We start from the raw sequence: 25,488 nt of genomic DNA, 5'->3' as shown, positions 1-25,488 counted from the left end.
CGAACGCGCGCGACGCGTGGGCGCCCGCCGCCTGCGGTAGGACATGCTGGACCCGCCCACCCTCACCCCCGCCGGAGCCACCCCGCCGATGACGACGCCCGAGCCCACCCCAGCGCCAGCCCCAACCCCCGGCGCGACCCCCGCACCCGACTTCACCCCCGCCGAGCGCGCCCGCGGCCGCGCGCTGCGCCGCGCCCAGCTGCCGTGGGCGCTCGGCGGCCGCCTGGCGGGCCTGGCGCTGACCCTGGTGCTGGGCCTGACCCCGGCCGGTGCCGCGCTGGTGACCGCCACCGGCCGCTGGTTCGGCGGTTCCCGGACGGCCGGGGTGCTGGCGGGCGCGGCTGCCCTGGTGGTGCTGGGCCAGGCGCTGCAACTGCCGTTCGGGGCGGGGGCGCGGGCCGTCCGGGCCCGGTTCGGCCTGGTGACCCAGGGCTGGGCGGGCTGGGCGCTGGACGCCGTGCGCTCGCTCGGGCTGACCCTGCTGCTGGTCCTGCCGCTGGTGCTCGGGCTGTTCGCGCTGACCGGGTGGTCCCCGCGGCACTGGTGGCTCCCGGCGGCGGGGGCGGCGGCGCTGCTGACGGCCGCGCTGTCCTTCCTCCACCCGCTGCTGATCGAGCCGGTGTTCAACCGCTTCACCCCGATGCCGCCGGGCGAGCTGCGGACGGCACTGCTGGCGCTGGCCGAGCGGGACGGCGTGCGGGTGCGGGACGTCCTGGTGGCGGACGCCTCCCGGCGGACCACCGCACTGAACGCGTACGTCTCCGGGTTCGGCGCGACCCGTCGGATCGTCGCGTACGACACCCTGCTGACGGCGGCCGAGCCGCGCGAGGTGGAGCTGGTGGTGGCGCACGAACTGGGGCACGTCAAGCACCGGGACGTGCCGGTCGGTACGGCGCTCGGGGCGCTGGGTGCCGCAGTGGCGGTGGTACTGCTGGGCCTGCTGGCGAACTGGCGGCCGCTGCTGGCGGCGGCCGGGGCCGCGGACGCGGCGGATCCCCGGGCGCTGCCCCTGCTGGCCGCGTCGGCGGCGCTGATCGGCGCGCTGTCGGGGCCGGTGCAGTGTGCGGTGAGCCGCCGGATCGAGGCCAGGGCGGACCGGCACGCCCTCGAACTGACCGGGGACGCCGAGCAGTTCGTGGCGATGCAGCGCAGACTGGCGGTGGTGAACGTCTCGGATGTCGACCCGCCGAGGCTGCTTGAGCTACTGTTCGCCACTCACCCGAGTGCGACCCGCCGGATCGCGGCGGCCCGCGCCTGGCAGGCAGGGCGGGTAGGGCAGGACCCGCCGGACCCCGCGAACGGCGGCCCGGCGGCGGAGAGACGCGCGACCCCGGGGTAAATCCGTTGTATAGTGCAACAAATCCCGAGGAGGTAGGAACGCCGTGCCCGGCCGCGAGTCGTCCATCGACACCATCCAGCGCGAGCTGACCGCCTTCGCCCGCCGTGCCCGGCACAAGGCCTCCCAGCTGCACCCCGACCTCTCCCTGGTCACGTACAGCATCCTCGACCTGATCACCGAGCGCGGCGGCTGCCGGGCCGCCGACGTGGCCGCGTACTTCATGCTCGACAAGTCCACCGTCAGCCGCCAGGTCACCGCGCTGGAGAAGCTCGGCCTGCTGCGCCGCGAGACCGACCCGGACGACCAGCGCGGCCAGATCCTGCGCGCCACCGAGGGCGGCCTCACCCTGCTGCGGGACGCCAACGAGCAGCGCCGGACGGCCTTCACCGCCCGCTTCACCGAATGGTCCGACGAGGACGTCGCCCGCTTCGCCGCGTACCTGGCCCGCTACGGCCAGGAGGACTGACCGGGCCCGCACCCGCGCCCCGGCCCCCCTCGCCGGCCCCCCTCTCCGGCCTCTCGCCGGCCCCTCCTCACCAGCGCCTCCGCCCCCGGCCCCGCCCGCCCCGGGGTGCGCCCCACCGCCCCCACGGTGTACAGAGGAGAGGTGCCCCTCCGGCAGCGTCCCGATGACCCCCGTCCCCGCGCCCGCCGCCGCTCCTGGCGACCCGACCGCCGAGTGATGACGGCACTGCCGCTCGCACTGATCGTCGTGATCACCGTCGTCGACATCCTCTCCCCGCCGTCGATCCACCTCGGCCCGCTGCTGATCGTCGCCCCGGCCCTCACCGCCTCCTTCGCCGGCCCGCGGGCCACCGCCGGGGTCGCCCTGCTGGCCCTCGCCGCGCTCACCGCCATCGGCGCCGTCCGGGACGGCCTGACCAGCGCCAACATCGAGACCCAGCTGAGCGCCCAGGTGGTCGTCTCGGCGCTGATCGTCGGCCTGCGGGTGCTGCGCGACCGGCACGAACGCGAGCTCGCCCGGGTGCGCTCGGTCTCCGAGGCCGCCCAGCGGGTCCTGCTGCGCCCGCTGCCGGAGCGGATCGGACCACTGCACCTGGCCTCCTTCTACCTGGCCGCCGAGGCCGAGGCCCAGGTCGGCGGCGACCTGTACGCGGCCGCCCGGACCACCGACGGCACCCGGCTGCTGGTCGGCGACGTCCGCGGCAAGGGGCTGTCCTCGCTCGGCGACGCGGCCCTGCTGCTCGGCGCCTTCCGCGCCGCCGCCCACCTGCACGCCGACCTGCCGGGCCTGGCCGAGTACCTGGACGGCAGCGTCTGCTGGGACCTCGCCCAGCTGGCCGAGGCCCGGCGGGCCGAACGCTCCCGGCACCAGCGCCCGGCCGAGGAGGCGCCGGACGAGGGCGGCGAGTCCTTCATCACCGCCGTGCTGATCGACATCCCCGACGACGGCTCGCACGTCCACCTCATCGACTGCGGCCACCCGCCCCCGCTGCTGCTGCGCCCGGACGGCGTCACCACGCTCACCACCCGCAACCCGGCACCGCCGCTCGGCCTCGGCGAACTCGCCCCGGTCTCGTACCAGGTGCAGACCTTCCCGTTCCACCCGGGCGACCGGCTGCTGATCTACACCGACGGGGTGATCGAGGCCCGGGACGCCCAGCGCCGCTTCTACCCGCTGACCGAACGGGTCACCGCCTGGCAGGCCGAGCGCCCCGGCGTCCTGCTGAGCCGCCTGCGCCGCGACCTGCTGGCACACGTCGGCCGCCGGCTGGACGACGACGCGGCGATGGTGATGGTGGAGCGGCTCCCTTAGGACGCGTCCGCCCCTCGCCGGGACCCGTCTTCGGCCACGGGCCCCGCCGTCGGCCACGGGACCCGCCGTCGGTCACGGCCGGTACGGCAGCTGCGGCACGTCGAAGCAGTCCGTGGTCATGGCCGGCACCTGGGTGACCCAGCCGCCCCGCCCGCCCCCGGCGGAGTCCTGCCAGCGGGCGACGTTCAGACAGGCCCGGGTGGGCCCGCTCGGCGGCGGCTGCGGCACGAAGGACGCGGGCAGGATCAGCCCGTGCGCGTCGTAGGGCTCGGCGCGGTTCAGGAAGGCCTCGACGCAGACCCGGGTCGGTGCGGCGCCGCAGGAGTCCAGGGCGTCGGCGAGCCACTGGGCGCCCGCCCAGCCCTCCAGCTCCCACGCGGACAGCCGGTCGGCCCGGTCCGGGTAGGAGCGGGCCATCGCGGCGCGGAAGTCGTGCACGGCCGGGTGCCGCTCGTCCTCGTAGTTCTGGCTGGAGGACGTCGCCCAGAGCGCGTTGCGGCAGTTCGGCGAGGCGGCGTAGTCGGTGCGCACCGACTCCGACCAGTTCTGCACCGTGGTCACCTTCGCCGCGACCGACACCCCGGCCTCGTCCAGCGCCCGGCAGAGCGCCGCGTTCCCGCGCGAGTCCATCGCGTCGAACAGCAGCTGCGAGCCGTCGGCGCGCACGGCCGCGGCCACCGCCTGGAAGTTCGGCAGCGCGAAGTCCACCGTCTGGAGCAGCACCCGGTAGCCCTCCGCCTCCAGCCCCGCCTTGAGCTGTCCGGCGTAGCGGGCCGAGTCGGCCTGGTTGTAGGCGACCACGGCGGCGCTGTCGGCGCCCAGGCGCTGCTTGAAGAAACGGAACACCTCGGTGCTCTGGTACAGGGTGCCGTTCCAGCCGACCGCCCGGCCGTCGCGCGGGGCGGCGCTGCCGTAGATCCCGTACAGGTGCGGCCAGCGGTCGTACGCCGTGCCGATCGGCTGGCCGCCGACGTCCGGCACCGCCTTGCCGCTCACGTACGGCGCGCCCGCGTAGTCCAGGACGCTGCCGCTGACGAGGGCGAAGACGTGCGCCTGGTCGACCAGCCGGTGCACGCAGTCCTGGTTGCCGATGCCGCTGCCGCCGTCGTCGCAGGTCACCACCTCGACCGTGCGCCCGTGCAGGCCGCCGCGGTCGTTGAGGGCCTGGAAGAACGCCTGGGCGCCGTACCGGGGGCCGCTGAACACCTCGCTGCCGACCGGGCTGGTCAGGGAGGTGACGATGCCGATCCGGATCCCGGTCGCGGACACGCCGGTGTCGGAGGGCGGGTTGCCGCCGGCCCCCGGGGCGGGCGTGGCGCGGGCGGTGAAGGCGCCGTCCGGCAGCCGGGTGCCGCAGCCGGCGAGCACCGTCACCAGGGCCAGGAGCAGGGCCAGGACCGGGACCAGGACCGGACGCAGGACGGGCGTCGGCCCGCGGCCGTGCGGCAGTGCGGTCAGGTGCCGCCGAGGTGCGGTCAGCCGCATCCGGGGACCGGGGTGGCACTGGCCCCGCCGGCCTGGGTGAGCAGCCCGCACAGGGTCGAGCGGGAGACCTTCCAGGTGCCGTTGTCGAGGACGGCCTGCCCGGTCGCGGCCGGCGCGACCACGGTGCCCTGGAGGGAGAGCGCGTAGGTGACGGTCGCGTCGGCGGCGTCGGTGAACGCGACCCCGCCCACCGTGGCCTTCACCTGGCCCACCCGGGGGTCCTGGGAGAAGCCCTGGAGCACCGGGAGCAGCGTGTCGCCGCCCTGGAGCAGCTTGGCCTTGTCGGCGATCGGGGTGGCCGGGTCGAAGAACTTCTCCCAGTTGGCGGTGACCTCCGCCTGGGCGGCGGCCGGGTCGGCGGGGGCGGTGGCACTGGCGCCGGCGCCGGCGCCGGTGGTGACACTCGCACCGGCGGTGACGCTCGCGGTCGCGGCCGGGGAGGAGGCCGAGGACCCGGACCCGGACTTGGTGCTGCCGCACCCGGCCGCGGTGCCCGCCAGCAGCAGGGCGAGCAGCCCGCCCGCCGTCCGCAGGAGGGCGCTGCCGCCCCGGGAGGTGCCGCTTCGCGTCACGCGCATGGTGTTCCCTCTCGACCGCGCCGCCCGGACTGCGCCCGGCCGGTCGCGGATCCCCGGATGCTGTTCCAGGCCGATCCTGGAAACGTCTCAGGTGACACCATGAAGGCGGATCCATGGACGCATCGCAATCCGACGGAGAAATCACCCGTACCGCCCCGAGGGTTTCCCCCGTCCGGCGCGGTGCCCGCCTGCCGCAGAGCCTCCGGAGCGCGCGCGAGCGGGCCGGGCGCGAGCGGGCCGGGCGTGACCGGGCCGGCTGGCTGCTCCTCGCGGTCGGGGCCGTGCTGTGCGTGCTCGGCTGGTACGGGGTCTCCGGCGAACGCTTCGTCGAGCAGCAGGTCCCCTACCTGGCCTCCGCCACCGTCCCCGGCGCGGCCCTGATCGTGGCCGGCGCCGTCCTGGTCGCGCTGCGGCCGCCGCCCCCGCGCGGGCGCCTGGGGGAACTGACCGACCGGCGGGTCGAGCGCCTGTACGACCTGCTGGTGGAGCCCGGGGCCGAGCCGGGGCCGGGGCCTGATCCGGCCCCGGCGCACCGGTCGGGGCCACTCGCCGTCCCCGAGGGCACCCGCTACCACCGGCCGGACTGCCCACTGGTCACCGGCAAGGCGACGGCCGCACCGGTGGACGCGGCCGCCGTACGGGAGCGGGGTTTGACGCCCTGCCCGCTCTGCTCGCCGGACGCCCCCGGGGCCCCGGACGCCCTGGGGCTCCCGGAGACCCCGAACACCCCGAACACCCCGGACGCCCCGAACACCCCGGACGCCCCGAGCAGGCCCGCCACCCGTCCGGGCGAAGCCGCCCCGCCGAGCGGCTGAACCGATGACCGTCCTGCTCGCCGCGCCCGACTCGTTCGGCCTCACCCTCGACCTCGCCCTCGCCGGGCTCACCGTCGGCAGTGCCGCCGCGCTCAGCGGCATCGGACTGGTCGTCTGCCACCGCGCCACCGGCGTGCTCAACATCGCCCAGGGCGCCCAGGCCATGGCCGTCGCCTACCTGCTGCGCGACCTCGTGGTCGTCCGGCACTGGCCGGTCTGGCCGACCCTCGCCTGCTGCCTGCTGGTGGTCGCGCCCGCCCTCGGCGTGCTCCTCGACGTCCTCGTGCACCGCCCGCTGCAACGGCGCGGCGCCGGACCGGCCGAGACCATGGTCGCCGGGCTCGGCGTGTTCGTGCTGCTCATCGGAGTCGCCGTCCTGCTGTGGGGACCGGCCCCGCTGGCCGGCGCGCCCAGCCCGTTCGGCGGCGCCCCGATCCGGCTGCCCGGCGGCCACACCCTGCGCCCCGACACCGTCGCCCAGCTCGCCGCGATCCTGGTCCTCGGCCTCGCCGTCGCCGCCACCACCCGCTGGACCCGCCTCGGCCTCCACCTGCGCGCCGTCGTCGACGACCGCCGGCTCGCCGCCCTCACCGGCGTCGACGCCGACCGGGTCTCCGCCCTCGGCTGGGCCTTCGGCACCTTCACCGCCGGACTCGTCGGCGTCGCCCTCGCGCCCTACCTGCTGCTCGACCCGTACGGGCTGCCGCTGCTGGTCATGGAGACCATGGCCGTCGCCGTCGCCGCCCGGCTGCGCAGCATCCCCGTCGCCGTCGCCACCGGACTCGGACTCGGCATCGCCCAGTCCGAACTCACCCGGCTCCGCCCGTCCGGCCAACTGCTGCCGCTGGTCCAGGCGGTGCAGTCCAACCTGTTCGTGATCGCGCTGCTCGCCGCCGCCCTGCTCGCGGGGCCCGGCATCACCGGGGGCCGGGCCCCGGACGGCGGGGCGCCGCTCACCTCCCGGAGCCACCGACCCGGAGGAGGACGAGGAGGAGGGCGAGGAGGAGGAGGCGGCGGCGGGCGGTCGGCCGGCGCGGTCTGCCTGGTGCTGCTCCTGTTGCCCTTCGGCTTCCGCGGCAACGACCTGCGCAGCGCCCTGCTCGTCCCCGCCCTCGCCCTGGTGCTGCTGTCCGTCGTCGTCGTCACCGGCTACGGCGGGCAGACCTCCCTCGGCCAGGCCGGGTACGCGGGCCTCGGCGCGCTCGGCACCGCCCTGCTGATGAGCGGTCGCGTCCCCGGCCTGCCGGCCCTCCCGGCCGTCCCCGCACTGCTGCTCGCCGTCCTCGCCACCGCCCCGCTCGGCCTGCTCACCGGCCGGCCCGCGATCCGCCGCCGCGGACTCGCCCTCGCCCTCGTCACCTTCGCCTTCGGCACCGCGCTGAGCCGCTTCGTCTTCCAGCAGCCCTACGCCACCACCGGACTCACCCTCGACCGCCCCGCCCTCCTCGATGGCGACCGCGCCTTCTACCTCGCCGAACTCCTCCTGCTCGGCCTCGGTCTGCTCGCCGTCCGCGCCCTCCACCGCGGCCGCCTCGGCCGCGCCCTCACCGCCATGCGCGACCACGAGGCCGGTGCGGTCGCGGCGGGCGTCGACGTACCGGGCCTCAAACTCCTCGCCTTCGTGGTCGGCGCCGCGCTCGCCGCCCTCGGCGGCGGCCTGATGGGCCTCGCGGGCCGCGCCTTCGACGCGGCGTCCTTCGACCCGGTCCGCGGCCTGCTCTGGTTCGCCGCCGTGGTCGTCGCCGGCGCCGACAGCGCCCTCGGCGCCGTCCTCGCCGCCGCCCTGCTGATCGGCCTCGACGCGGGCACCGTCACCGGCGTCTCGGCCGTCGCGGTCGGCGTCCTCGCCGCCGCCATCGGCCGCCTCCCCGGCGGCCTCGCCGCCCTCCCCACCGCACGGCGCGACCCCCCGCCAGACCTCCCGCCCGGCCGCCTCACCCCCACCGGCCGACGCCTCCGCGCCACCCTGAACCGCCGCCCGTGAACGGAGCACCGGCGCCACCCGAACTCCCTGCGAAGGAAGGCCCGTTGAACAGATCCTCGCCCCCCGCCCGACACTGCGGCCGGATCCACCACCGACTCCCCCGCGCCACCACCCTGCCGGGTGCGGCCCGACCCGACGCCCTACGACCGCGGGCAGGAGCCGAGGCCCCTGCCGGCCGGAGACGGCGGACGACGAGCCACCTCACCTTCCCCGTAGGCCTGTTCAGCTGGACGACGCCCCCCGGTGGGGCGTCGTGACGGCGGCGCGGTTGACCGTGCGGGGGGTGGTGCGGCGGTACGGGGGGATCGTGGCGGTGGGCGGGGTGGACCTGGTGGCTCCGGGTGGGCGGATCACGGCGTTGATCGGGCCGAACGGGGCGGGGAAGAGCACCCTGTTCGACTGTCTGGCGGGGACGGTGCGGCCGGATGCCGGGCAGGTGCTGCTGGGCGGGCGGGACGTGACCGCCGTGGCCGCGCACCGGCGGGTGCGGCTCGGGTTGGCGCGGACGTTCCAGCAGATCGCCGTCTTCCCGACCCTCTCGGTGGCCGACAACGTGCGGGTGGGCGCGGAGCAGCGAGGGGGCAGGGGGGCGGCGGAGCGGACGGAGCGGGCGCTGGGGTTGCTCGGGTTGCGGGGTGTCGCGGACGAGCCGGCGGGGGTGCAGCCCACCGGGGTGCTGCGGCTGGTGGAGTTGGCGCGGGCGCTGGCGGGCGAGCCCCGGGTGCTGTTGCTGGACGAGCCGGCGGCGGGGCTCGATGCCGCCCAGACGGGCCGTCTGGTGGCGGTACTGCGCGCTCTCGCGGGGCGTGGGATGGCGCTGCTGCTGGTCGAGCACGATGCCGAGCTGGTGGCCGAACTCGCCGATGCCGTCTACGCGATGGCGCAGGGCCGGGTGGTGGCGGCCGGGCCGACGGCGGCGGTGCTGGCGGACGCCCGGGTGGCCGAGGCCTGGGGTGGCCGCCCGTGAGTGCCGAACTCCCGTACGGGAAGCCCTGCTTGGACGCCGCCGGGGTGATCGCATGCCGGTAGCCGCGGCCCTGTGCGGCGTCCGGGTCCGGTACGGGCCGCTGGAGGCGCTGCACGGTGTGGACCTCGCCTTTCCGGCCGCCGCCGTCACCGTCCTGCTGGGCCGCAACGGTTCGGGGCGCACCAGTGCGCTGCACGCCCTGGCGGGGGTGGTGCCGCTGTCCGGTGGGCGGGTGTGCTGGCGGGGGCGGGACGTCACCGGGCTGTCGGTGCACCGGCGGGTGCGGCTGGGGTTGGCGCTGGCGCCGGCCGAGCGCGGGGTGTTCGGTTCGCTCACCGTGGCGGAGAACCTGGGCCTGGGCGGTGCGGGGCGGGCGGAGGTGCCGGCGGAGGTGCTGGAGGCGTTCCCGGAGCTGTCCGCGCTGCTGCCCCGCCGGGCGGGCACGCTGTCCGGCGGTCAGCGCCAACTGGTGGCGGTGGGGCGGGCGTTGGGGGCGCGGCCCGATCTGCTGCTGCTGGACGAGCCGGAGCGCGGGCTGGCGCCGGCGGTGGCGGCGCGGCTGCACGCGGTGCTGCTGGCCGGGGCGGCCGGGGGCCGTACGGTGGTGCTGGCCGCGCAGTCCCTGCCCCGCTCGCTGGCGGGGGCGGCGGCGGTGCACGTGCTGCACCGGGGTGAGGTGGTGTTCTCGGGCGAGCCGGGGGAGGCACTGCCGGGGCGGTTCACGCCCACGCCGTGACGCCCCCGGCGCCCGGGCCCTACGGCTGGTACACGTACGGCGTGGTGGTGCTGAGCCGCGCGAAGCCGAGCCGCTCCAGGATGGGGCGGCTCTGGTCGCTCGCGTCGACCTGGAGGTACTCGTAGCCGAGTGCGGCGGCCTGGCGGGCGCGGTGGGCGACCAGGGCGCGGTAGATGCCGCGCCCGCGCCAGCCGGGGACGGTGCCGCCGCCCCACAGGCCGGCGAAGCCGGTGCCCGGGGTGAGCTCCGTCCGGGCGGCGCTCACCGGCTGGTCGCCGGCCATCGCGACGACCAGGAGCAGCGTCTCCGAGTCGTGCCGGAGGTGGTCGAGCAGGCGCCCGCGCAGGGTCGGGGATGCGGCCCCGAAGGCCAGATCGTGGGCGGTCACCATGAGGTCCACCCCGGCCTCGTCGGTCACCGGCTCCAGCCGGACGCCCTCGGGCAGGGCCGCGTCGGTGGGCAGGTCCGCGATCCGGGCGATCATCAGCGCCTCGTCGGGTTCGGCGGTGAACCCGGCCGCGAGCAGCCGCCGGCCGAGGTCGGCGGGGCGGTCGTGGCTGTAGGTCTTCCACTCGAACTCCAGGCCCAGCCCGGTGAAGTGGGCGACCTGCGCGGCGATCGCGGCGTCCGCCCCGGCCTCGTCCAGTCCGGACCAGACGATGCCGTTCCAGGCGTGCTCGCCCCCCACCTGGCGCACCACGGCGCCGTCGCGCTCGACCCGGACGTCGGGGCCGTCCGGCCGCGCGTCGCGCCGGATCCGCTGGTCGAACAGGGCGAGTACATGATCACGATCCATCCGACCACTCCAGCACGCCGCGACGGCCGGGCGCCACCGCTTTTACGGCCCGCCCACGAACGCCCCCGCCCGGCGCGGGCGGGCGCGGGGGCTGGGATACTGCCGCCATGCCCTTGCTCACGTGGATCGCCGAACTCGCGGACGACCCACTGGTACTGGACCCGGACGACCGTCCGGCGGAGCAGCGGACCAACACCTGGTGGATGACCGCCGAGGAGGAGGACCGGCGGACGCTGACCGTCCAGCAGGTGGTGGACGCCTTCGAGCGCACCGCCGCCCTGCTCCGGGAGCGGGTCCGGGCACTCGGCCACCACGGGCCGGCCACCTTCTACGTCTGGCACGACGTGCTGGCCGGGCAACTGCGCTGCTCGACCGGCTCGGTCGGGCCGCGGGACCTGCCGTTCCGCGGGAACTACCTGCCGACCACGGACCTCGGCCCGATCGTCGCGGACCACCTCGCCGACGACGAGCCCGGCACGGTCCTGCGCACCGAACTGGTGGACATCGGCGACCTCGACGAACCCCCGAACGACGGGGACGTCCTGGACGCGGACGGGAACTGGGTCCCGGGGCCGCCCCTCCCGCCGTTGCCCGTCTGGGTCCGCGACGTCGGAACGGCGGGCGGCGCCTGATCGGCCCCGCGCCCCGCCCGCTACTGCGCCAGGTAGCCGCCGTCGACCGGCAGGACGGCGCCGGTGATGAACGAGGCCTCCTCGGAGGCGAGGAAGAGGACGGCGGCGGCGACCTCGGCCGGGTCGCCGAGACGGCCCATCGGGTGCAGCTTCTCGATCGCCGCCAGGTACTCGGGCCCGCCGGGCTCGTCCCGCAGCCGGGCGACCCGCTCGGTGCCGATGGTGCCGGGGGCGACGGCGTTGACCCGGATGCCGCGGTCCGCCCATTCGACGGCGAGGTGCTTGGTCAGCCCGGAGGCGACGAACTTGGCGGGCCCGTACACCGCCTGGCCGCGCTGGCCGGCCTCGCCCGAGATGGAGGACAGGCAGACGATCGAGCCGCCCGGCCGTTCCTGGGCGAGCATCGCCTCGATCGCGTACTTGCAGGTGAGGAACATGCCGCGGCCGTCGACGGCCATCACCCGGTCCCAGTCCTGGGCGCTCGCCTCGGTGATGTCCATCAGCGGGATCACCCCGGCGTTGGCCACCAGCACGTCGATCCGCCCGTGCCGTTCGACGGCCGCCGCGACCATCCGGCGGGCGTCCGCGTCGACGGACACGTCACCGACCACCGTGCTGACGGCCTCCGGGAACCGCCCGGCCAGCCGGTCCAGCCCCTCGGCGTCCAGGTCGGTGGCCACCACCGACGCGCCCTCCCGGACGAAGCGTTCCGCGACGGCCCGGCCGATGCCGCTGGCCGCGCCGGTCACCACGCAGGAACGGCCGGCCAGCCGCCCCGCCGCGTTCAGAGTCACCATGGCGGGACTCTACCGAGCGCGGCGGCGCGGGGCCGGACTTCCGCCCGACGGGCCCGGGTCGACAGCGGACCGGCCCGGACGGCGGCAGCGCTCGGACGGCGGCAGCGCTCGGACCACTCGGACCACTCAGGCCACTCAGGCCGCTCAGACCGTGAGGACGATCTTCCCCCGCACGTGCCCGTCCTCGCTGATCCGGTGCGCCTGCGCCGCCTCCGCCAGCGGGAGCACCCGGTGCAGCGGCAGCCGCAGGGTGCCCGCCCGGTGCAGGGCGAGGGCGGCCGCGAAGGCGCGCCCGTGGTACGACTCGCCGCCCTCGGCTCCGCCGCTGAAACGGATGCCGTGCTCCTGCGCGCCGGGGATGTCGGCGATCGTCAGCACCCGCTCGGCGCTGCCCGCCAGTTCGACGGAGAGCGGCAGCACTCCCTTGCCCGCCGCGTCCAGGACGCGGTCGACCCCGCCCGGCGCGGCCGCCCGCACCCGCTCGGCCAGGCCCTCGCCGTACGTCACCGGGATCGCGCCCAGCTCCCGCAGGTAGGCGTGGTTGGCCTCGCTCGCGGTGCCGATCACGGTGATGCCGCGGGCCCGGGCGAACTGGAGCAGCAGGGTGCCGACGGCCCCGGCGGCGCCGTGCACCAGCAGCGTCTCCCCGGAGCGCACGCCCAGGATGTCGAGGACCCGCTCGGCGGTCTCGGCGGCGACCGGGATCGCCGCGGCCTCCTCCCAGCTCAAGGTGGCGGGCTTGGCCACCACCTGGTCGGCGTCGAGCAGCGCGTGCTCGGCGTAGCCGCCGCCCATCAGGGCGCCGAACACCTCGTCGCCGGGGGCGAAGGCGGTGACCTCCGCGCCGACCGCCTCCACCACCCCGGCGACCTCGTAGCCGGGCACGGCGGGGAAGGTGACCGGGATGATGCCGTCGAACGCGCCGCTGCGCACCTTGTGGTCCAGCGGGTTGACGCCGACCGCGCGGACCGCGACCCGCACCTGGCCGGGCCCGGGGGCGGGCAGGTCGAGCTCGATCGGGCGCAGCACGTCCGCGTCGCCGTACCGGGGGAAAGCGATGGCCTTGGTCATGGAAGATCCTCGGTTCGTCCGGGCGTTGTCCGTCCGGGGGTTGTTCGTTCCGACGGCTCCATCCTGCGGCGCCGGCCGCAGGCCCCCGGCCGGCCGTTCGGACAGTTCCACCTGGCCGAAGGGAGGGGCGGCCGGGGGCGGCCCCGGAACTAGGGTGAAGGGCATGGACGCAGGCATGGAGTCGCACGAAGGCATGGACGCGGTGGACGGCCCCGGCCCCGACGAGGCCTGGCGGGAGTACTGGGGCCGCCCCGAGGACGCGCTGGCGCGGGCCGTCGAGGTGCTGCGCGCGCCCCGGCCCGAGGTGGTGCCGCGGCTGTCGGCGGTGGTCCGCACGCTCGTCCCGCACGTCGCGATCGCCCACCTGAGCGGTGTCTGCGCCTACTCCCCCGCCAACGCCCACGGCCCGCGCGAGCTGGTCGGCGGCCTCTCCGGGCTGGAGCTGGCCCGGCTCGCCGAGCAGGCCGCCGGGACGACCTCGGCCGGCCGCCCCTGGCAGGGCGAGGCCGAACTGGCGGGCCGGACCCGGCCGGTGGTGGTGATCGCCGCTCCGGCCGACGACAAGGAGGTGCTGCTGGTCCTGGTCCGCGGCGACGCCGCGCCGGTGCCGGCCGGTGCGCTCGCCGTCCTCCAGCAGGTGTGCGAGCTGGTGATCGCCCACTCCGAGCACCGCGCCACCGACGCCGCGCCCGGTCAGGCGATGATCTCCCGTACCGCGGCCGTCACCCGGGCCCGGACCATCGCCGAGTTCACCGGCACCCACAGTGCCGCGCTGACCGCCGTCCTGGCGCCGCTGCGTTCGGCCGACCTGGACGACCGCGCCGCCCGCCGGGCCGCCACCGACCTGGCCGTCACCGCCCTGCTCGACCTGCGCCGGGCCGCGGACCTGGACCGCGAGCTCAGCGAGGAGCCCGCCGACGCCGCGTTCGCCCGGCTCGCCCGCGAACTGCGCCCGCTGCTGCGGCACACCGGGGTCCGGCTCGACCTCGCGCCGCCGTCCGACGCCACCCGGTCCATCCCCGCGGACACCGCGCACACCGCCCGGGCCGCCGTGCAGTGCGCCGTCATGCTGATGATGGAGCAGGAGAAGCCCGGTCGGCTGCACCTGAGTTGGCAGTTCACGGCGGACGGCGCGCTGCGCACCGTGGTGCGCGACGACGGCCTCGGGGTGCTCGCCGCGGACGCCCTCGCCGTCCACCGCACCGCCGACCGGATCACCGCCCTCGGCGGCCGCTACGAGGTCGAGTCCGTCCCCAACTGGGGCACCACCGTGACGGTGGAGCTGCCGCTCGGCATGCCCTCGCCGACCGCCGTCACCGACCCGCTGGACGGGCTCCAGCCGCGCGAACTGGAGGTGCTCGACCAGCTCGCCCAGGGCCGCCGCAACCGGGACATCGCCGCGGAGCTGCACATCAGCGAGTCCACGGTGAAGTTCCACGTCGCCAACATCCTGGCCAAGTTGGGTGTCGGCTCGCGCGGCGAGGCGGCCGCCCTCGCCCACCGCGCCGGGATGCCCGGCGGCGCGCGGCTGCACGTGGCATCCTGAACCGGATCCGCCGCCACACCCGTTGACAGGAGTCCCGATGACCACGCCCACCCCACCGCGGACCGTTCTCATCACCGGCTCCACCGACGGCCTCGGCCGCGCCCTCGCCCACCGCCTGGCCGCCGAGGGCGCCACCCTCCTGCTGCACGGCCGCGACCGGGACCGGCTCGACCGCACCGCCCGGGAGGTGGCCGAGGCCCACGGGACGGCCCGCCCGGCCACCCTGCTCGCCGACCTCGCCGAGCTGGAGCAGGTCCGCGCCCTCGCGGCCGAGGTCCGCGCCACCACCGGCCGGCTCGACGTCCTCGTCAACAACGCGGGCATAGGCGCCGGCGAACCTGACGGCCGCACCCGCCGCACCAGCGCCGACGGCCACGAACTGCGCTTCGCCGTGAACCACTTGGCCGGCTTCCTGCTCAGCCTCGAACTGCTGCCGCTGCTGCGCGCCTGCGCGCCCGCCCGGATCGTCAACGTCGCCTCCGCCGGACAGCAGGAGATCGACTTCGACGACCTCATGCTGGAGAACGGCTACGACGGCACCAGCGCGTACTGCCGCAGCAAGCTCGCCCAGATCGCCTGCGGCATGGAGCTCGCCGCCCGGGTGCCGGCCGCCGAAGTGACCGTCAACAGCCTCCACCCGTCGACGTACATGCCCACCAAGATGGTGCTCCGGGAGATCGGCCACAGCATCGACAGCCTGGAGGACGGCGTCACCGCCACCCACCGGCTGGTCACCGACCCGGCCCTGGCCGGCACCACCGGCCGCTACTACGACCGGCTGCGCGAGGCCCGCGCCAACCGCCAGGCCTACGACCTGCGGGCCCGGGCCGAGCTGTGGGAGCGCTGCTTGAAGCTCGTCGGGCACGCCGACCTCTGAAAGGCGACATCAACGACATGACCGAGCACCCCCGCACGAGTTGGGCCCCCGACGCCCCGGGCGTGCTGCGCCTGCCCTCCGGGCGGCTGCTGCGCGGCCGCGGCGTCCTCAACCCGCTGCCGCCGGGCCCGCGCCCCGACTTCGGCATCTACCTGCTGGGGCGCGAACCGAAGCCGCTCCCCTGGGAGAGCCGCTGGGTGCGCTGGCCCGACTTCCGGCTGCCCGCCGACCGCACGGACGCCGCCGACGCCTTCCGGGAGGCCTGGGAGCGCTGCACCGGCGAGCGGGTCGAACTCGCCTGCGCGGGCGGCCGCGGGCGCACCGGCACGGCCCTGGCCTGCATCGCCGTGCTGGACGGCGTGCCGGCGGCGGAGGCGGTCGGGTACGTGCGGGAGCACTACGGCCGGCACGCCGTGGAGACGCCCTGGCAGCGGAAGTTCGTGGAGCGCTGGGCCCGGCCCTCGACCGACTGACCGGTCCTGCGGCGACTGACCGGTCCTCAGCTGCGCGGGTACGCCTTCACGACCGTGCCGTCGAAGTCCGCCCTGAGGTAGGCGGCGCCGTAGGCGTCCGCGACGTACACCAGCAGCGACGGTTCGGTGTCGCCCATCCCCTGGGCGTCGTGCAGGAACACGTAGTGGCTGGTCGGGTGGGTGATGCCGAGTTCGGCGTCGGCCCGTTGCAGCAGCGCGGGGAGGGCGTCCCAGTTGACGGACCGGAGGTCCAGCGGCTTCTCGCCGAAGGCCACGGTGCCGGAGCGGATGCCGGGCGTGGACTTGCCGTCGCGGTAGGAGAGGCTGTCGTAGAGGTTCGGGTTGGCGGCGGTCGCGACGAGGGCGTCGCCAGAGTCCTGCCGGAGCGTGAACTCCAGGAAGGGGCGGCCGCCCGACTTCTGGCTCATGGACTGGACGGCGCCGCGCGCGCCCGTCGGCGTCAGCAGGCCCGGGTAGGCCGCCGGCGGGGTGGCGGTGCTGTCGCCGCCCCGGGCCGCGAAGTGCTGGACGGCGAAGCCGATGCTCACCATCAGCACCGGGACCAGCACCAGGTAGCCGGTGCGCAGCGCGCCGCGCAGCCTGCCGGGCCGGGGCGGGGGCATCGCGTCGCGCGGCTCCTGGCCGAGGGTCTGCGGCGGGCCGTAGGCCTGCCCGGTGGGGTGCCCCGTGGCGTACCCGGTCGGCGGCGGGGCGGTGGCCGTGGCCGTCGGGCCGGTGGCCGTGGCGGCCGCGGGCGGGAGCAGGCGGACCGTGCCGACCGCCCCGGCCTGGGCCTCGGCCGCCGCCGCGACCTCGGCGTCGGCGAGCTGCCGGTCGAGCTGCCAGGCGTCGGGGCGCGCGGCCGTGTCCCGCACCAGCAGGGCGGCGAGCACCGGGCCCAGCGGCCCGGACCGCACCGGGGCCGGTACCGGCTCGTCCAGCACGGCGGCCAGCGTGGCGAGGGTGGTGGCGCGCCGCAGCGGGTGCTGCCCCTCCACCGCGACGTACAGCATCAGGCCGAGCGACCACAGGTCGGAGGCCGGGTTGCCCTCCTCGCCGCGGACCCGCTCGGGGGCTATGTACTCGGGCGAGCCGATCAGGGCGCCGGTGGTGGTCAGGCTGGGCGCCTCCGACAGCGCGGCGATGCCGAAGTCGGTGAGGACCGGGGTGCCGTCCGGGCGCAGCAGGACGTTGCCGGGCTTGACGTCGCGGTGCTGGATGCCGGCCGCGTGCGCGGCGCTCAGGGCGGACAGCACGCCGCGGCCGAGGCGGGCCGCCTCCAGGGGCGTCATCGGGCCGCGTGCGAGCCGCTCGTGCAGCGAGCCGCCGGTCACCAGCTCCATGACCAGCCAGGGGTGCGGGTACTCGGGCCGGTCGACGATGTGGTGGATCGTCACCACATGGGGGTGGTTGAGCCGGGCCAGCGACCGGGCCTCCCGCAGGACCCGCTCGCGCAGCACCGCCGCCGCGCCCGGGTCGCCGGCGAGGTCGGCCGGGTCGGGCGGGCGCACCTCCTTCAAGGCCACCTCGCGCTCCAGGAGGGTGTCGCGTGCCCGCCACACCAGTCCCATGCCGCCGCCGCCCAGCCGCTCCACCAGTTCGAAGCGTCCGTCGATGAGTTGGAGCCCCGGCCCCCCAGAATTCATGACGGTCATCGTAGGGGCGCGGTCCGTCATCGGTGACACCGGCAGTCCCGCACCGGCCTGGCCGACGGGGCGGGCCGGCGCCGCCGGGGCGGAGCGGGTCAGAGGTCCCAGGTCTGCCCGGCGGCCCAGGACTCCAGCGTGCGCCACTGCACGGCCGGGGTCTCGGCGTGCAGGGTGTCGGTGTCGATCTCCAGGCCGACCTCCTGGAAGTAGCGGAACATCGCGGCGAGGTCCTGGGAGTAGGTCTCGACGACGGACAGCGGCACCTCCTGGCAGCGGACCGGCCGGCCGGCCGCCGCCGTGATGGCGGCGGCGATCTGTTCGCCGGTGCACCACTGGGAGGCGATGTCGATGCGCCGCCCCGCGTAGTCGTCCGGGTGGGCCAGGACGTGGGCGGCGAAGTCGCCGATGGTCTCGGCGGCGATCACCGGGAGGGGGACGCCGGGGGGCATGGGCAGCGGGAAGACCCCTTCGCGCAGCGAGGCGAGGGTCCAGTCGTTGGCGTAGTTGTCCAGGAAGGCCGCCGGGCCGATGACCGTCCAGGGCAGGTCGAGGCCGGCGAGGTGCTGTTCGATGCGCTGCTTGGAGTCGAAGTGCGGGATGCCGGTGGAGCGGTCGGCGTTGGTGGCGGAGGTGAGGACGACGTGCCGCACGGTGCCGGCGGCGCGGGCGGCGTCGAGCAGGGCGATGCCCTGGCGGACCTCGGTGTCGAGGTCCGTCCCGAACGGGGTGGACATCGCGAAGAGGCTCCCGGCACCGTCTAGGGCGGCGGCGAGCGAGGCCGGGTCGTCGAAGTCGGCACGGACCGGCTCGGCGCCGAGGGCGGCGAGTTCGCGGGCGGCCGGGGATCCGGGGTCGCGGGTGAGGGCCCGGACCGGGCGGCCGGCCCGGAGCAGGGCCCGGGCGGTGGCGCCGCCCTGGGCGCCGGTGGCTCCGGTGACGGCGACGGGGGGTCGAGATATTATCTGCGTCATGCAGACAACATACGAAGAGATCTCTGCGTGACGCAAATGATTAACGGCCTGCCGGTTACCCTGGCCCCATGACCCCCCACCGCGACGAACTGCTGGCCCGGCTCTGGCCGCTCTCGCGCCGCTACCTGGCCTCCTACGTGCTGTTCAACCAGGCCGTCGCGGACCACCTCGGCATGCACCCGACCGACGTCCAGTGCCTCAACCTGCTCACCCTGGAGGACGGCCCCGTCACCACCGGCCGGGTCGCCGAGCTGACCGGACTGACCAGCGGCTCGGCGACCCGACTGGTCGACCGCCTGGAGAAGGCGGGCCTGGTGGCCCGGCAGCGGGACGAGGCCGACCGCCGCCGGGTGCTGGTCGCCGTCCTCCCCGACGCACTGGCGCGCTTCGGGGAGGTCTGGCGCGAGCTCGGCGGCGACTGGGCCGCGATCTTCGCCGAGGACAGCGAGGACGAGCTGGCCTTCCTGCTTCGGCACATGAACCGCACGGTCGAACTCAGCCACCGGCAGATCGCCCGCCTCGCCGACACGGACCTGCGCCCCGGGGGCGACCGGGACTCCTAGGGCCGCCAGGACTCCGGGCCCGACCAGGCCTCCCCCGCCCGGCAAGGCCCCCGGCCCCCGGCCCCGTCAGGTCTTGCGCAGCTCCGGCGCCGGCGCCCCGATCAGCAGCCGGCGGACGGCGTCCCAGGCGGCCCGCAGGGCGGCGGCGCAGACGCGGGTGTCGGAGTCGAGCAGCCGCAGCCAGGCACCGCTGTCCTGCGGCAGCACGCTGACCCCGTACAGCAGGCCGCGGTCGGCCAGGGCCTCGTGCAGCGCGTCGGCGATCCGGGCGGCGGGGGCGAGCGGGCTGAGCACGTAGAGGCTGGACATCACGTCGTGCCCGCCGAGTACGGCGGGGCCGGTGACGCCGGCCCCGGCGGGCTCCAGCCGGACGGTGTCCAGGGCCACCAACTCGCCGTCGGGGCGCCGCACTTCGAGGTCCGAGGCGAAGACCTGGTAGGCGTTGCGCTCACCCCGGGCGAGGCGGCCGGCGAGGACGGTCTCGCCCGCCAGGACGGTCGCCCCCCGGTCCACGGTGAGCACCGTGCGCTGGTAGAGGCGCGAGTCGACGAAGGGGATCACCGGCTCGGGCAGGTACTCCACGTAGGCGCCGGGCCCGGCCTCCAGATTGACCAGCTGCGTCGCGTAGTCGTACTCCATCCGGTAGACCTTGGTGGCCGCCTGGGTGGTCAGGTGGACCGCCGTGTCGGCCCCGCAGCGGATGTCGGTGCGCAGCCGGTCGGCCTGGAGGATGCCGCCGCCGGTGGACATCAGCAGGGTGACGGCGAGGTCGGGGCGGGCCGGGTCGAAGTACAGCGGGCGCATGATCTGCAGCGGCGACTTCTGGTAGTGGCCGGTGAGTTCGGTGCGCCCGCCGATCCGCTCGAAGGCCAGCTCCAGCAGCCCGACCTTGCCGGGGCGCCCGACCGCGAGGGTGTCGGGCGTCCCGGCGTACCGGCGGACCGCCTGCGGGACCCGGGCCGGCTCGTAGTGCCGGGGGTCGAGCCGGGGCACCGGCCGCCGCCCCTCGGGGGCCCGCGCGGCCACCGTCATGCCGGGACCTTGCGGAAGGTCTCCAGGAAGGTCGCGATCTCCTCCAGCCCCTCCCCCGTCAGGCAGTTGGTGAGCACCACCGGTCCGCCCTCGCGGACCCGCCGGGCGTCGGACTCCATGACGCCGAGGTCGGCGCGCACGTACGGGGCGAGGTCGGTCTTGTTGATGACCAGCAGCTCCGACTCGGTGATGCCCGGGCCGCGCTTGCGGGGCATCTTCTCGCCCTCGGCGGTGTCGAGGACGAACAGGAAGAGGTCGACCAGCACCGGGCTGAACGTCAGGGTCAGGTTGTCGCCGCCGGACTCGTACAGCAGGGTGTCGACGTCGGGGAAGCGCTCCAGCATCTCGGCCCCGGCGGCCAGGTTCATGGTCGGGTCGTCGCGCACGGCGGTGTGCGGGCAGGCGCCGGTCTCGACGCCGACCACCCGTTCCGGGTCGAGCACCCCGGCGAGGGTGCGGCGGACGTGCTGGGCGTCCTCCTGGGTGTAGATGTCGTTGGTGATCACCGCGGGGCGGTGGCCGCGCTCGATCAGCACCGGCACCAGCGCCTCGATGAGCGCCGTCTTGCCGGAGCCGACCGGGCCGCCGATGCCCACCCGGAGCACGTTCTCGGTCATGGGGTCCTCCTCCATTCGTAGGGGTGTCCAGCGTTCAGCGGGTGTTCAGCTCGCGAAGAGCCGGGCCTCGGCCCGTTCGTGCCGTCCGGACATCGCGTCCGCGACCGGTACGCAGCCGCCGAGGTCCGCCGACTCCCGCTCCAGCGCGGCCGCCACGACCTCGCGGATGACCGGGGCGGTGGCCCGCAGCACCACCTGCGCCTTGCGGTGGTCGGTCAGCCGCAGCCGCAGCGCGGCGCCGACGAAGCTGGTGCAGAAGGCGAACAGGTCGCCCGCCACGGCCTGTTCGACGGAGACGGCGGCCGAGGCGTAGGCGACCCCGGCGGCCACCGCCTGGCAGCCGGGGGCGCGCTTGTCGGCGACCAGCGCGGCGTACCGCTCCAGCGGCTCGCCGCCCACCGACTCCCGGGCGATGTCCAGGAGTTGGCGCCCGGTGCGGGTGGCGGCGAGCCTCAGCTCGCGGTTGAGCTTGGTGGCGTGCAGCCGCTGGTCGGTCTCGGCGAGCAGCGCCCAGTCCCCGGCGCCGGCGGCCCGGTGGGCCAGGGCGAGCGCCGTGGCGTCGGCCGGTCCGACGCTGTGCCGCAGCAGGTCGGCGAGCAGCACCGGCATGGTGTCGGCGGTGACGGCCTTGGCCTGGGCGTAGCCCTCCAGGCCGTGCGAGAGGGTGTAGAAGCCGCTGGGGAAGGCCGAGTCGGTCAGCTGGAGGCTGACCAGCAGGGCGTCCAGCCCGGCGTCGGCGGGGCCCGGGTCGGCGCCGCTCACGCGAGGTAGAACAGGTGGTTGAGCGGCAGTTCGCGGGCCGGCTCGATGGTCGCGGGCTCGCCGTCCAGGGTGACCTTGTACGTCTCCGGGTCGACCGCGATCCTCGGCAGCGCGTCGTTGCGCACCATGTGCTGCTTGCCGACCGAGCGGCAGTGCCGCACCGGCAGCACCCGGCTGTCCAGGCCGAGTTCCTTCGGCACCCCGAGGTCGACGGCGGCCTGGGACATGAAGGTGATCCGGGTGGCCTGCCTGGCCCGCCCGAGCGCCCCGTACATGGGCCGGTAGTAGACCGGCTGCGGGGTGGGCAGCGAGGCGTTGGGGTCGCCCATCAGCGCCCAGTTGATGAGGCCGCCCTTGATGACCAGCTTGGGCTTGGCGCCGAAGGAGTTGATCGGCCACAGCACGATGTCGGCGAGCTTGCCGGGCTCCAGCGAGCCGATGTACTCGGCCGTGCCGGAGGCGATCGCCGGGTTGATGGTGAGCTTGGCGAGGTAGCGCAGCACCCGGACGTTGTCGTTGCGCTCACTGTCGCCGTCCAGCTTGCCGCGCTGCGCCTTGCAGTGGTGGGCGGTCTGGAAGGCGCGGGTGAAGGACTCCCCGATCCGGCCCATGGCCTGCGAGTCGGAGGAGAAGATCGAGATGACGCCCTCGTCGTGCAGCACGGTCTCGGCGGCGATGGTCTCGGCGCGCACCCGGGAGTCGGCGAAGGAGACGTCCTCGGGGATGTCGTGGCTGAGGTGGTGGCAGACCATCACCATGTCGAGCAGCTCGTCCACCGAGTTGACGGTGTAGGGCAGGGTCGGGTTGGTGGAGGACGGCAGCACGTTGGGCTCGCCGGCGATCCGCATGATGTCGGGGGCGTGGCCGCCGCCCGCGCCCTCGGTGTGGAAGGTGTGGATGGTGCGGCCGTCGATCGCGGACAGGGTGTCCTCGAAGAAGCCGGACTCGTTGAGGGTGTCGGTGTGGATGGCCACCTGCACGTCGTACTCGTCGGCGACCCGCAGCGCGCTGTCGATGGCCGCCGGGGTGCTGCCCCAGTCCTCGTGCACCTTGAGCCCGCACACCCCGGCCTCGACCTGCTCGCGCAGCGCGCCCGGCAGCGAGCCGTTGCCCTTGCCGAGCAGGCCGACGTTGACCGGGAGGTCCTCGACCGCCTGGTACATCCGCCCGATGTTCCACGGGCCGGGGGTGCAGGTGGTGCCGTTGGTGCCGTCGGAGGGGCCGGTGCCGCCGCCGATCAGGGTGGTGATGCCGTTGCTCAGCGCCTCCTGGGCCTGCTGCGGGGCGATGAAGTGGATGTGGGTGTCGATGCCGCCGGCGGTGGCGATCAGGTGCTCGCCGGAGATCACCTCGGTGCCGGGGCCGATCACCAGCTTGGGGTGCACCCCGCTCTGGGTGTGCGGGTTGCCGGCCTTGCCGACGGCGGTGATGAAGCCGTCCTTGACGCCGATGTCGCCCTTGACCACGCCGAGCACCGGGTCCAGCACGACGACGTTGGTGATCACCAGGTCGAGCGCGCCCTGCGCCGAGGTGGCGGCCGGGTCCTGGGCCATGCCGTCGCGGATGCCCTTGCCGCCGCCGTAGACGGCCTCGTCGCCGTAGTGGCCCTGGTTGAAGTCCTGTTCGACCTCGACCACGAGGTTGGTGTCGGCCAGGTGGAAGCGGTCACCGACGGTGGGGCCGAAGAGGTCGGTGTACTGCTTGCGGGACAGCATGGCCATCAGCGGTCGCCCTCCGAGTGGGTCCGGGTGTGGAAGTCCCTGCCGTGCAGGTCGTCGTCCTTGAGGTCGAGGTTGGTGCCCTTGAAGCCGCGCGCGATGGCCCGGTCGATGGCCCGGGCACGGGTGTCGCGCGCGGTGGTGCCGCCGTCCACCAGGTTGCTGAAACCGACCAGGCGGCGGTGCCCGCCGAACTCGGCCAGGGTGACGTCCTTGGTGTCCCCCGGCTCGAAGCGGACGGCGGTGCCGGCCGGGATGTCGAGGTGCTTGCCGAAGGCGGCGTTGCGGTCGAAGTCGAGGGCGCGGTTGGCCTCGAAGAAGTGGTAGTGGGAACCGACCTGGATCGCGCGGTCGCCCGTGTTGCTGACCGTGATCGTGGCCTTGGCGCGGCCGGCGTTGATCTCCACCGGGTCGTCGCCGTACAGGTACGCAGCGCCACCGGACATGGCTGGCCTTCCTCTCTGCCGGTTCAGTGGGGGGTGTGTGCAGGTGCTCGGGGGTGGGGGTGCGTGGGGGCGTGCGGGTGGCCGTGGTGGTGGTGCGCCTCGCCCGGGCCGTGGCTGTGGGCGTAGCCGTGGCCGTGCTCGGCGTCGAGGCCGGCCAGGATGCCGTCCTCGCCGTGGCCGAGCAGGTGCAGCGCCGCCGCCGTGCGGGCCGCGACCACTCCGGCGATCGCGGCCGGGCGCAGCAGCGGGCCGCCGTCCCGGACGCCCTCGCCGGTCGGGCCCGGGGGCAGCGCGGTGCCGAAGGAGGCCGGGACGACCGTGACCCGCCCGGCGCCGAGCAGCCGGCAGCGTTCGACGCCCTCGGCCGGGTCGGGGTCGCCGCCCGTGAAGGCGACCTCGACCCGGTGGTGGCGCCCGTACTGGCGGACCAGCCGGGCGATCCGGAACAGTTCGGCGTCCTCGAAGGGCCCGGCCGCCGGGGCGGTGACCAGGACGGCGTCCCCGTCGCCGGCCGTGGCCGCGGCGGCGCGCAGCCAGCCGATCAGGTGCTCGGCGGCGCCGAAGGGTGCGGTGAGCGCGAGCCGTCCGCGGCCCTCGCCGGCGGCGAGCCAGCGCAGCGCGCGGGCGGTGTCGGCGATCAGTTTCGGGTCGCGGCCGAGGGTCATCGGGACGACGCACACCGGCCCGTCCCCGGCCGCCAGGGCGGACCGGACGGCTTCGGCGAGCGGGCGCCCGGCGGCGGCCGCCGCGTGCCCGGCGTACCCGTGCCCCTGCCCGCGCCCCTGCCCGACCAGGGCGGCCAGGTCGCGGCCGCCGTCGCTCTCGTGCCCGCCGGCCAGCACGACCGTGGCGGACTGTGGTGCGGTCATGGGTCAGGCACCGACCGGGTCGTGACAGGAGACCAGCTTGGTGCCGTCCAGGAAGGCGGCCTCGACCTGGAGCAGCGGCAGCATCTCACGGACGCCGGGCATGACCTCGGCGTTGCTGACGACCTGCTTGCCGATCTCCATGCACTCGGCGACGGTGCGGCCGTCCCGGGCCCCCTCCATGATGGCCTCGCTGATCAGCGCGCAGGCCTCGCTGTAGTTGAGCTTGACGCCGCGGTCGCGGCGTTTGCGGGCCAGATCGGCCACGACGTAGATGTAGAGCTTGTCCATCTCACGCGGGGAGAGGTTCATCGGAACCACTTTTCCTTTCCGAGAATCCGACGAAATGCAAGTCATAGGAATTGCAGGGGAGTTGGCCGACGGAATACCAGGTTAGGGCGACTACGGGTTCAGATCCGACGCAGCCGGGGAATCGCCGGCACCGCCGCCAGGAACAGCAGGGTGGTCAGGACGAACGGCCAGGTGAAGGCGTGGCCGCCGAACGGCGCGGTGACCGCGCCGAGCGCCGGGGTCAGCACGGTGGCGGCCGCCGCACCGAGCACGGCGTAGGCCGCGCTCCAGCCGTCCGGGGCGATGAACACCCCGCACAGCGCCAGCGCCACCAGCACGCTGCTGTAGCCGAGCAGCCCCTGCTCGACCGCCTCCGCCGGGGCGCCCAACACCCGGGCGGTGAGCAGTGCGGTGGCGCTGCCGACGCAGGCCATCAGCCCGGCGAGCCGGCCGGCCGCGAACAGCCCGGCCAGGAACAGCAGGCCGACGTACCACTGGGGCATGAGGAAGACCTGGCCGATGTTGGCGAAGAACCCGTGCCAGAGGTGTTCCCAGCTCAGGCCGGTGCCGCCGGTGGCCGGTGCGGGCAGCGCGGCCGGGCTGCCGCCCTCCGGCCACAGCCGCCGGAACCCGGGCGCGGCCACCGTGACGGCGGTCGCGACCAGGCAGAACGGAGCGGTCAGCGCGGGCAGTCCACGCC

Annotated in this window: 26 protein-coding genes and 1 pseudogene; 12 read left to right on the top strand and 15 right to left on the bottom strand. The window is 75.5% G+C overall.

The features are described 5' to 3' along the window. The first annotated feature begins 43 nt into the window (after positions 1-43). The 3 genes from ACFXPX_RS24060 (at position 44) to ACFXPX_RS24050 (ending at position 3,116) form a co-directional block, all read left to right on the top strand. Positions 44-1,339, top strand: a complete 1,296-nt coding sequence (locus ACFXPX_RS24060; protein ID WP_375892033.1) for a M48 family metalloprotease — start codon at positions 44-46, stop codon at positions 1,337-1,339. A 43-nt stretch (positions 1,340-1,382) separates the two neighbouring features. Further along, positions 1,383-1,805 (top strand): MarR family winged helix-turn-helix transcriptional regulator, encoded by a 423-nt coding sequence (locus tag ACFXPX_RS24055; protein WP_375892035.1) that lies wholly within the window; start codon positions 1,383-1,385, stop codon positions 1,803-1,805. A gap of 216 nt (positions 1,806-2,021) precedes the next feature. Continuing rightward, entirely contained in the window at positions 2,022-3,116 is a 1,095-nt protein-coding gene (locus tag ACFXPX_RS24050; protein WP_380523139.1) for a PP2C family protein-serine/threonine phosphatase, read from the top strand. A gap of 72 nt (positions 3,117-3,188) precedes the next feature. Here ACFXPX_RS24050 and ACFXPX_RS24045 read toward each other — a convergent pair whose 3' ends face one another. Both ACFXPX_RS24045 and ACFXPX_RS24040 read right to left on the bottom strand, forming a co-directional pair. Further along, positions 3,189-4,601 carry an ABC transporter substrate-binding protein gene (locus tag ACFXPX_RS24045; protein ID WP_380643161.1) on the bottom strand — a complete coding sequence of 471 codons (1,413 nt, stop codon included), beginning with the start codon at positions 4,599-4,601 and terminating at the stop codon, positions 3,189-3,191. Next, on the bottom strand, positions 4,592-5,179 hold the full coding sequence (locus ACFXPX_RS24040) for a hypothetical protein (protein WP_380643159.1): 588 nt from the start codon (positions 5,177-5,179) through the stop codon (positions 4,592-4,594). The genes ACFXPX_RS24045 and ACFXPX_RS24040 overlap by 10 nt, the downstream gene beginning before the upstream one ends. Positions 5,180-5,439: 260 nt before the next feature. On the opposite strand from ACFXPX_RS24040, the pseudogene ACFXPX_RS24035 reads away from it, so the two are divergent. The 4 genes and pseudogenes from ACFXPX_RS24035 to ACFXPX_RS24020 form a co-directional block, all read left to right on the top strand. Further along, a pseudogene (locus tag ACFXPX_RS24035) lies at positions 5,440-5,856 on the top strand (hypothetical protein); the annotation flags it as partial. Between the two features lie 142 nt (positions 5,857-5,998). Beyond that, complete coding sequence (locus tag ACFXPX_RS24030; protein ID WP_380643157.1) at positions 5,999-7,978, top strand: ABC transporter permease; 1,980 nt, start codon at positions 5,999-6,001, stop codon at positions 7,976-7,978. Between the two features lie 274 nt (positions 7,979-8,252). Next, a complete protein-coding gene (locus ACFXPX_RS24025) occupies positions 8,253-8,945 on the top strand; it encodes an ABC transporter ATP-binding protein (protein WP_380587089.1) in 693 nt (230 codons plus the stop codon). 52 nt (positions 8,946-8,997) lie between these two features. Then, positions 8,998-9,681 carry an ABC transporter ATP-binding protein gene (locus tag ACFXPX_RS24020; protein ID WP_380643155.1) on the top strand — a complete coding sequence of 228 codons (684 nt, stop codon included), beginning with the start codon at positions 8,998-9,000 and terminating at the stop codon, positions 9,679-9,681. A gap of 19 nt (positions 9,682-9,700) precedes the next feature. On the opposite strand, the gene ACFXPX_RS24015 is transcribed toward ACFXPX_RS24020, so the two are convergent. Then, a complete protein-coding gene (locus ACFXPX_RS24015) occupies positions 9,701-10,477 on the bottom strand; it encodes a GNAT family N-acetyltransferase (RefSeq protein ID WP_380523132.1) in 777 nt (258 codons plus the stop codon). Positions 10,478-10,584: 107 nt separating this feature from the next. Here ACFXPX_RS24015 and ACFXPX_RS24010 point away from each other — a divergent pair, with 107 nt between their 5' ends. Then, positions 10,585-11,109 (top strand): hypothetical protein, encoded by a 525-nt coding sequence (locus ACFXPX_RS24010; RefSeq protein WP_380643153.1) that lies wholly within the window; start codon positions 10,585-10,587, stop codon positions 11,107-11,109. Positions 11,110-11,129: 20 nt separating this feature from the next. Here the strand turns inward: ACFXPX_RS24010 and ACFXPX_RS24005 are convergent, their stop codons facing one another. Continuing rightward, the gene (locus ACFXPX_RS24005) at positions 11,130-11,906 is read right to left on the bottom strand and encodes an SDR family NAD(P)-dependent oxidoreductase (protein WP_380643151.1); all 777 of its coding nucleotides are present in this window, start codon (positions 11,904-11,906) and stop codon (positions 11,130-11,132) included. Between the two features lie 144 nt (positions 11,907-12,050). Beyond that, positions 12,051-12,977 carry an NADP-dependent oxidoreductase gene (locus ACFXPX_RS24000; protein WP_380586973.1) on the bottom strand — a complete coding sequence of 309 codons (927 nt, stop codon included), beginning with the start codon at positions 12,975-12,977 and terminating at the stop codon, positions 12,051-12,053. 163 nt (positions 12,978-13,140) lie between these two features. Between ACFXPX_RS24000 and ACFXPX_RS23995 the strand changes: the two genes are divergently transcribed. Genes ACFXPX_RS23995 through ACFXPX_RS23985 form a run of 3 tightly spaced genes read left to right on the top strand, consistent with a single transcriptional unit; the run spans position 13,141 to position 15,873 of the window. Beyond that, positions 13,141-14,523: a LuxR C-terminal-related transcriptional regulator gene (locus ACFXPX_RS23995; RefSeq protein ID WP_380586976.1), complete on the top strand. Its 1,383-nt coding sequence runs from the start codon at positions 13,141-13,143 to the stop codon at positions 14,521-14,523. 37 nt (positions 14,524-14,560) lie between these two features. Continuing rightward, positions 14,561-15,400: an SDR family NAD(P)-dependent oxidoreductase gene (locus ACFXPX_RS23990; RefSeq protein WP_375892057.1), complete on the top strand. Its 840-nt coding sequence runs from the start codon at positions 14,561-14,563 to the stop codon at positions 15,398-15,400. Positions 15,401-15,417: 17 nt separating this feature from the next. Further along, a complete protein-coding gene (locus ACFXPX_RS23985; RefSeq protein WP_380523126.1) occupies positions 15,418-15,873 on the top strand; it encodes a protein phosphatase in 456 nt (151 codons plus the stop codon). A gap of 26 nt (positions 15,874-15,899) precedes the next feature. Here the strand turns inward: ACFXPX_RS23985 and ACFXPX_RS23980 are convergent, their stop codons facing one another. Together ACFXPX_RS23980 and ACFXPX_RS23975 are read right to left on the bottom strand one after the other, a co-directional pair. Beyond that, positions 15,900-17,519, bottom strand: a complete 1,620-nt coding sequence (locus ACFXPX_RS23980) for a serine/threonine-protein kinase (RefSeq protein WP_380643149.1) — start codon at positions 17,517-17,519, stop codon at positions 15,900-15,902. 98 nt (positions 17,520-17,617) lie between these two features. Then, complete coding sequence (locus ACFXPX_RS23975) at positions 17,618-18,493, bottom strand: NmrA/HSCARG family protein (protein WP_380523124.1); 876 nt, start codon at positions 18,491-18,493, stop codon at positions 17,618-17,620. Positions 18,494-18,561: 68 nt separating this feature from the next. On the opposite strand from ACFXPX_RS23975, the gene ACFXPX_RS23970 reads away from it, so the two are divergent. Further along, complete coding sequence (locus tag ACFXPX_RS23970) at positions 18,562-19,056, top strand: MarR family winged helix-turn-helix transcriptional regulator (protein WP_380523123.1); 495 nt, start codon at positions 18,562-18,564, stop codon at positions 19,054-19,056. Positions 19,057-19,122: 66 nt separating this feature from the next. Here ACFXPX_RS23970 and ACFXPX_RS23965 read toward each other — a convergent pair whose 3' ends face one another. The 8 genes from ACFXPX_RS23965 to ACFXPX_RS23930 form a co-directional block, all read right to left on the bottom strand. Then, positions 19,123-20,088, bottom strand: coding sequence for an urease accessory protein UreD (locus ACFXPX_RS23965; protein ID WP_380643147.1), 966 nt, complete (start codon positions 20,086-20,088; stop codon positions 19,123-19,125). Next, complete coding sequence (ureG, locus tag ACFXPX_RS23960) at positions 20,085-20,705, bottom strand: urease accessory protein UreG (protein WP_375892068.1); 621 nt, start codon at positions 20,703-20,705, stop codon at positions 20,085-20,087. Before ureG ends, ACFXPX_RS23965 begins: the two co-directional genes overlap by 4 nt. Positions 20,706-20,750: 45 nt before the next feature. Then, positions 20,751-21,467, bottom strand: a complete 717-nt coding sequence (locus tag ACFXPX_RS23955; protein WP_380643145.1) for an urease accessory protein UreF — start codon at positions 21,465-21,467, stop codon at positions 20,751-20,753. Continuing rightward, complete coding sequence (gene ureC, locus ACFXPX_RS23950) at positions 21,464-23,188, bottom strand: urease subunit alpha (protein WP_380523120.1); 1,725 nt, start codon at positions 23,186-23,188, stop codon at positions 21,464-21,466. Before ureC ends, ACFXPX_RS23955 begins: the two co-directional genes overlap by 4 nt. Continuing rightward, complete coding sequence (locus tag ACFXPX_RS23945) at positions 23,188-23,631, bottom strand: urease subunit beta (RefSeq protein ID WP_375892073.1); 444 nt, start codon at positions 23,629-23,631, stop codon at positions 23,188-23,190. Before ACFXPX_RS23945 ends, ureC begins: the two co-directional genes overlap by 1 nt. Positions 23,632-23,654: 23 nt before the next feature. Continuing rightward, entirely contained in the window at positions 23,655-24,500 is an 846-nt protein-coding gene (locus tag ACFXPX_RS23940; protein WP_380523118.1) for a sirohydrochlorin chelatase, read from the bottom strand. 3 nt (positions 24,501-24,503) lie between these two features. Then, complete coding sequence (locus ACFXPX_RS23935; protein WP_188310190.1) at positions 24,504-24,809, bottom strand: urease subunit gamma; 306 nt, start codon at positions 24,807-24,809, stop codon at positions 24,504-24,506. A gap of 98 nt (positions 24,810-24,907) precedes the next feature. Next, on the bottom strand, positions 24,908-25,488 hold a 581-nt coding region (locus ACFXPX_RS23930; RefSeq protein WP_380643143.1), incomplete at its 5' end, for an urea transporter.

It is taken from the genome of Kitasatospora sp. NPDC059146 (genome assembly GCF_042786665.1).
Lineage (GTDB): Bacteria > Actinomycetota > Actinomycetes > Streptomycetales > Streptomycetaceae > Kitasatospora.
Note: the sequence above shows the minus strand (reverse complement) of the source record. Positions and strands in the feature narration are given on the sequence as shown.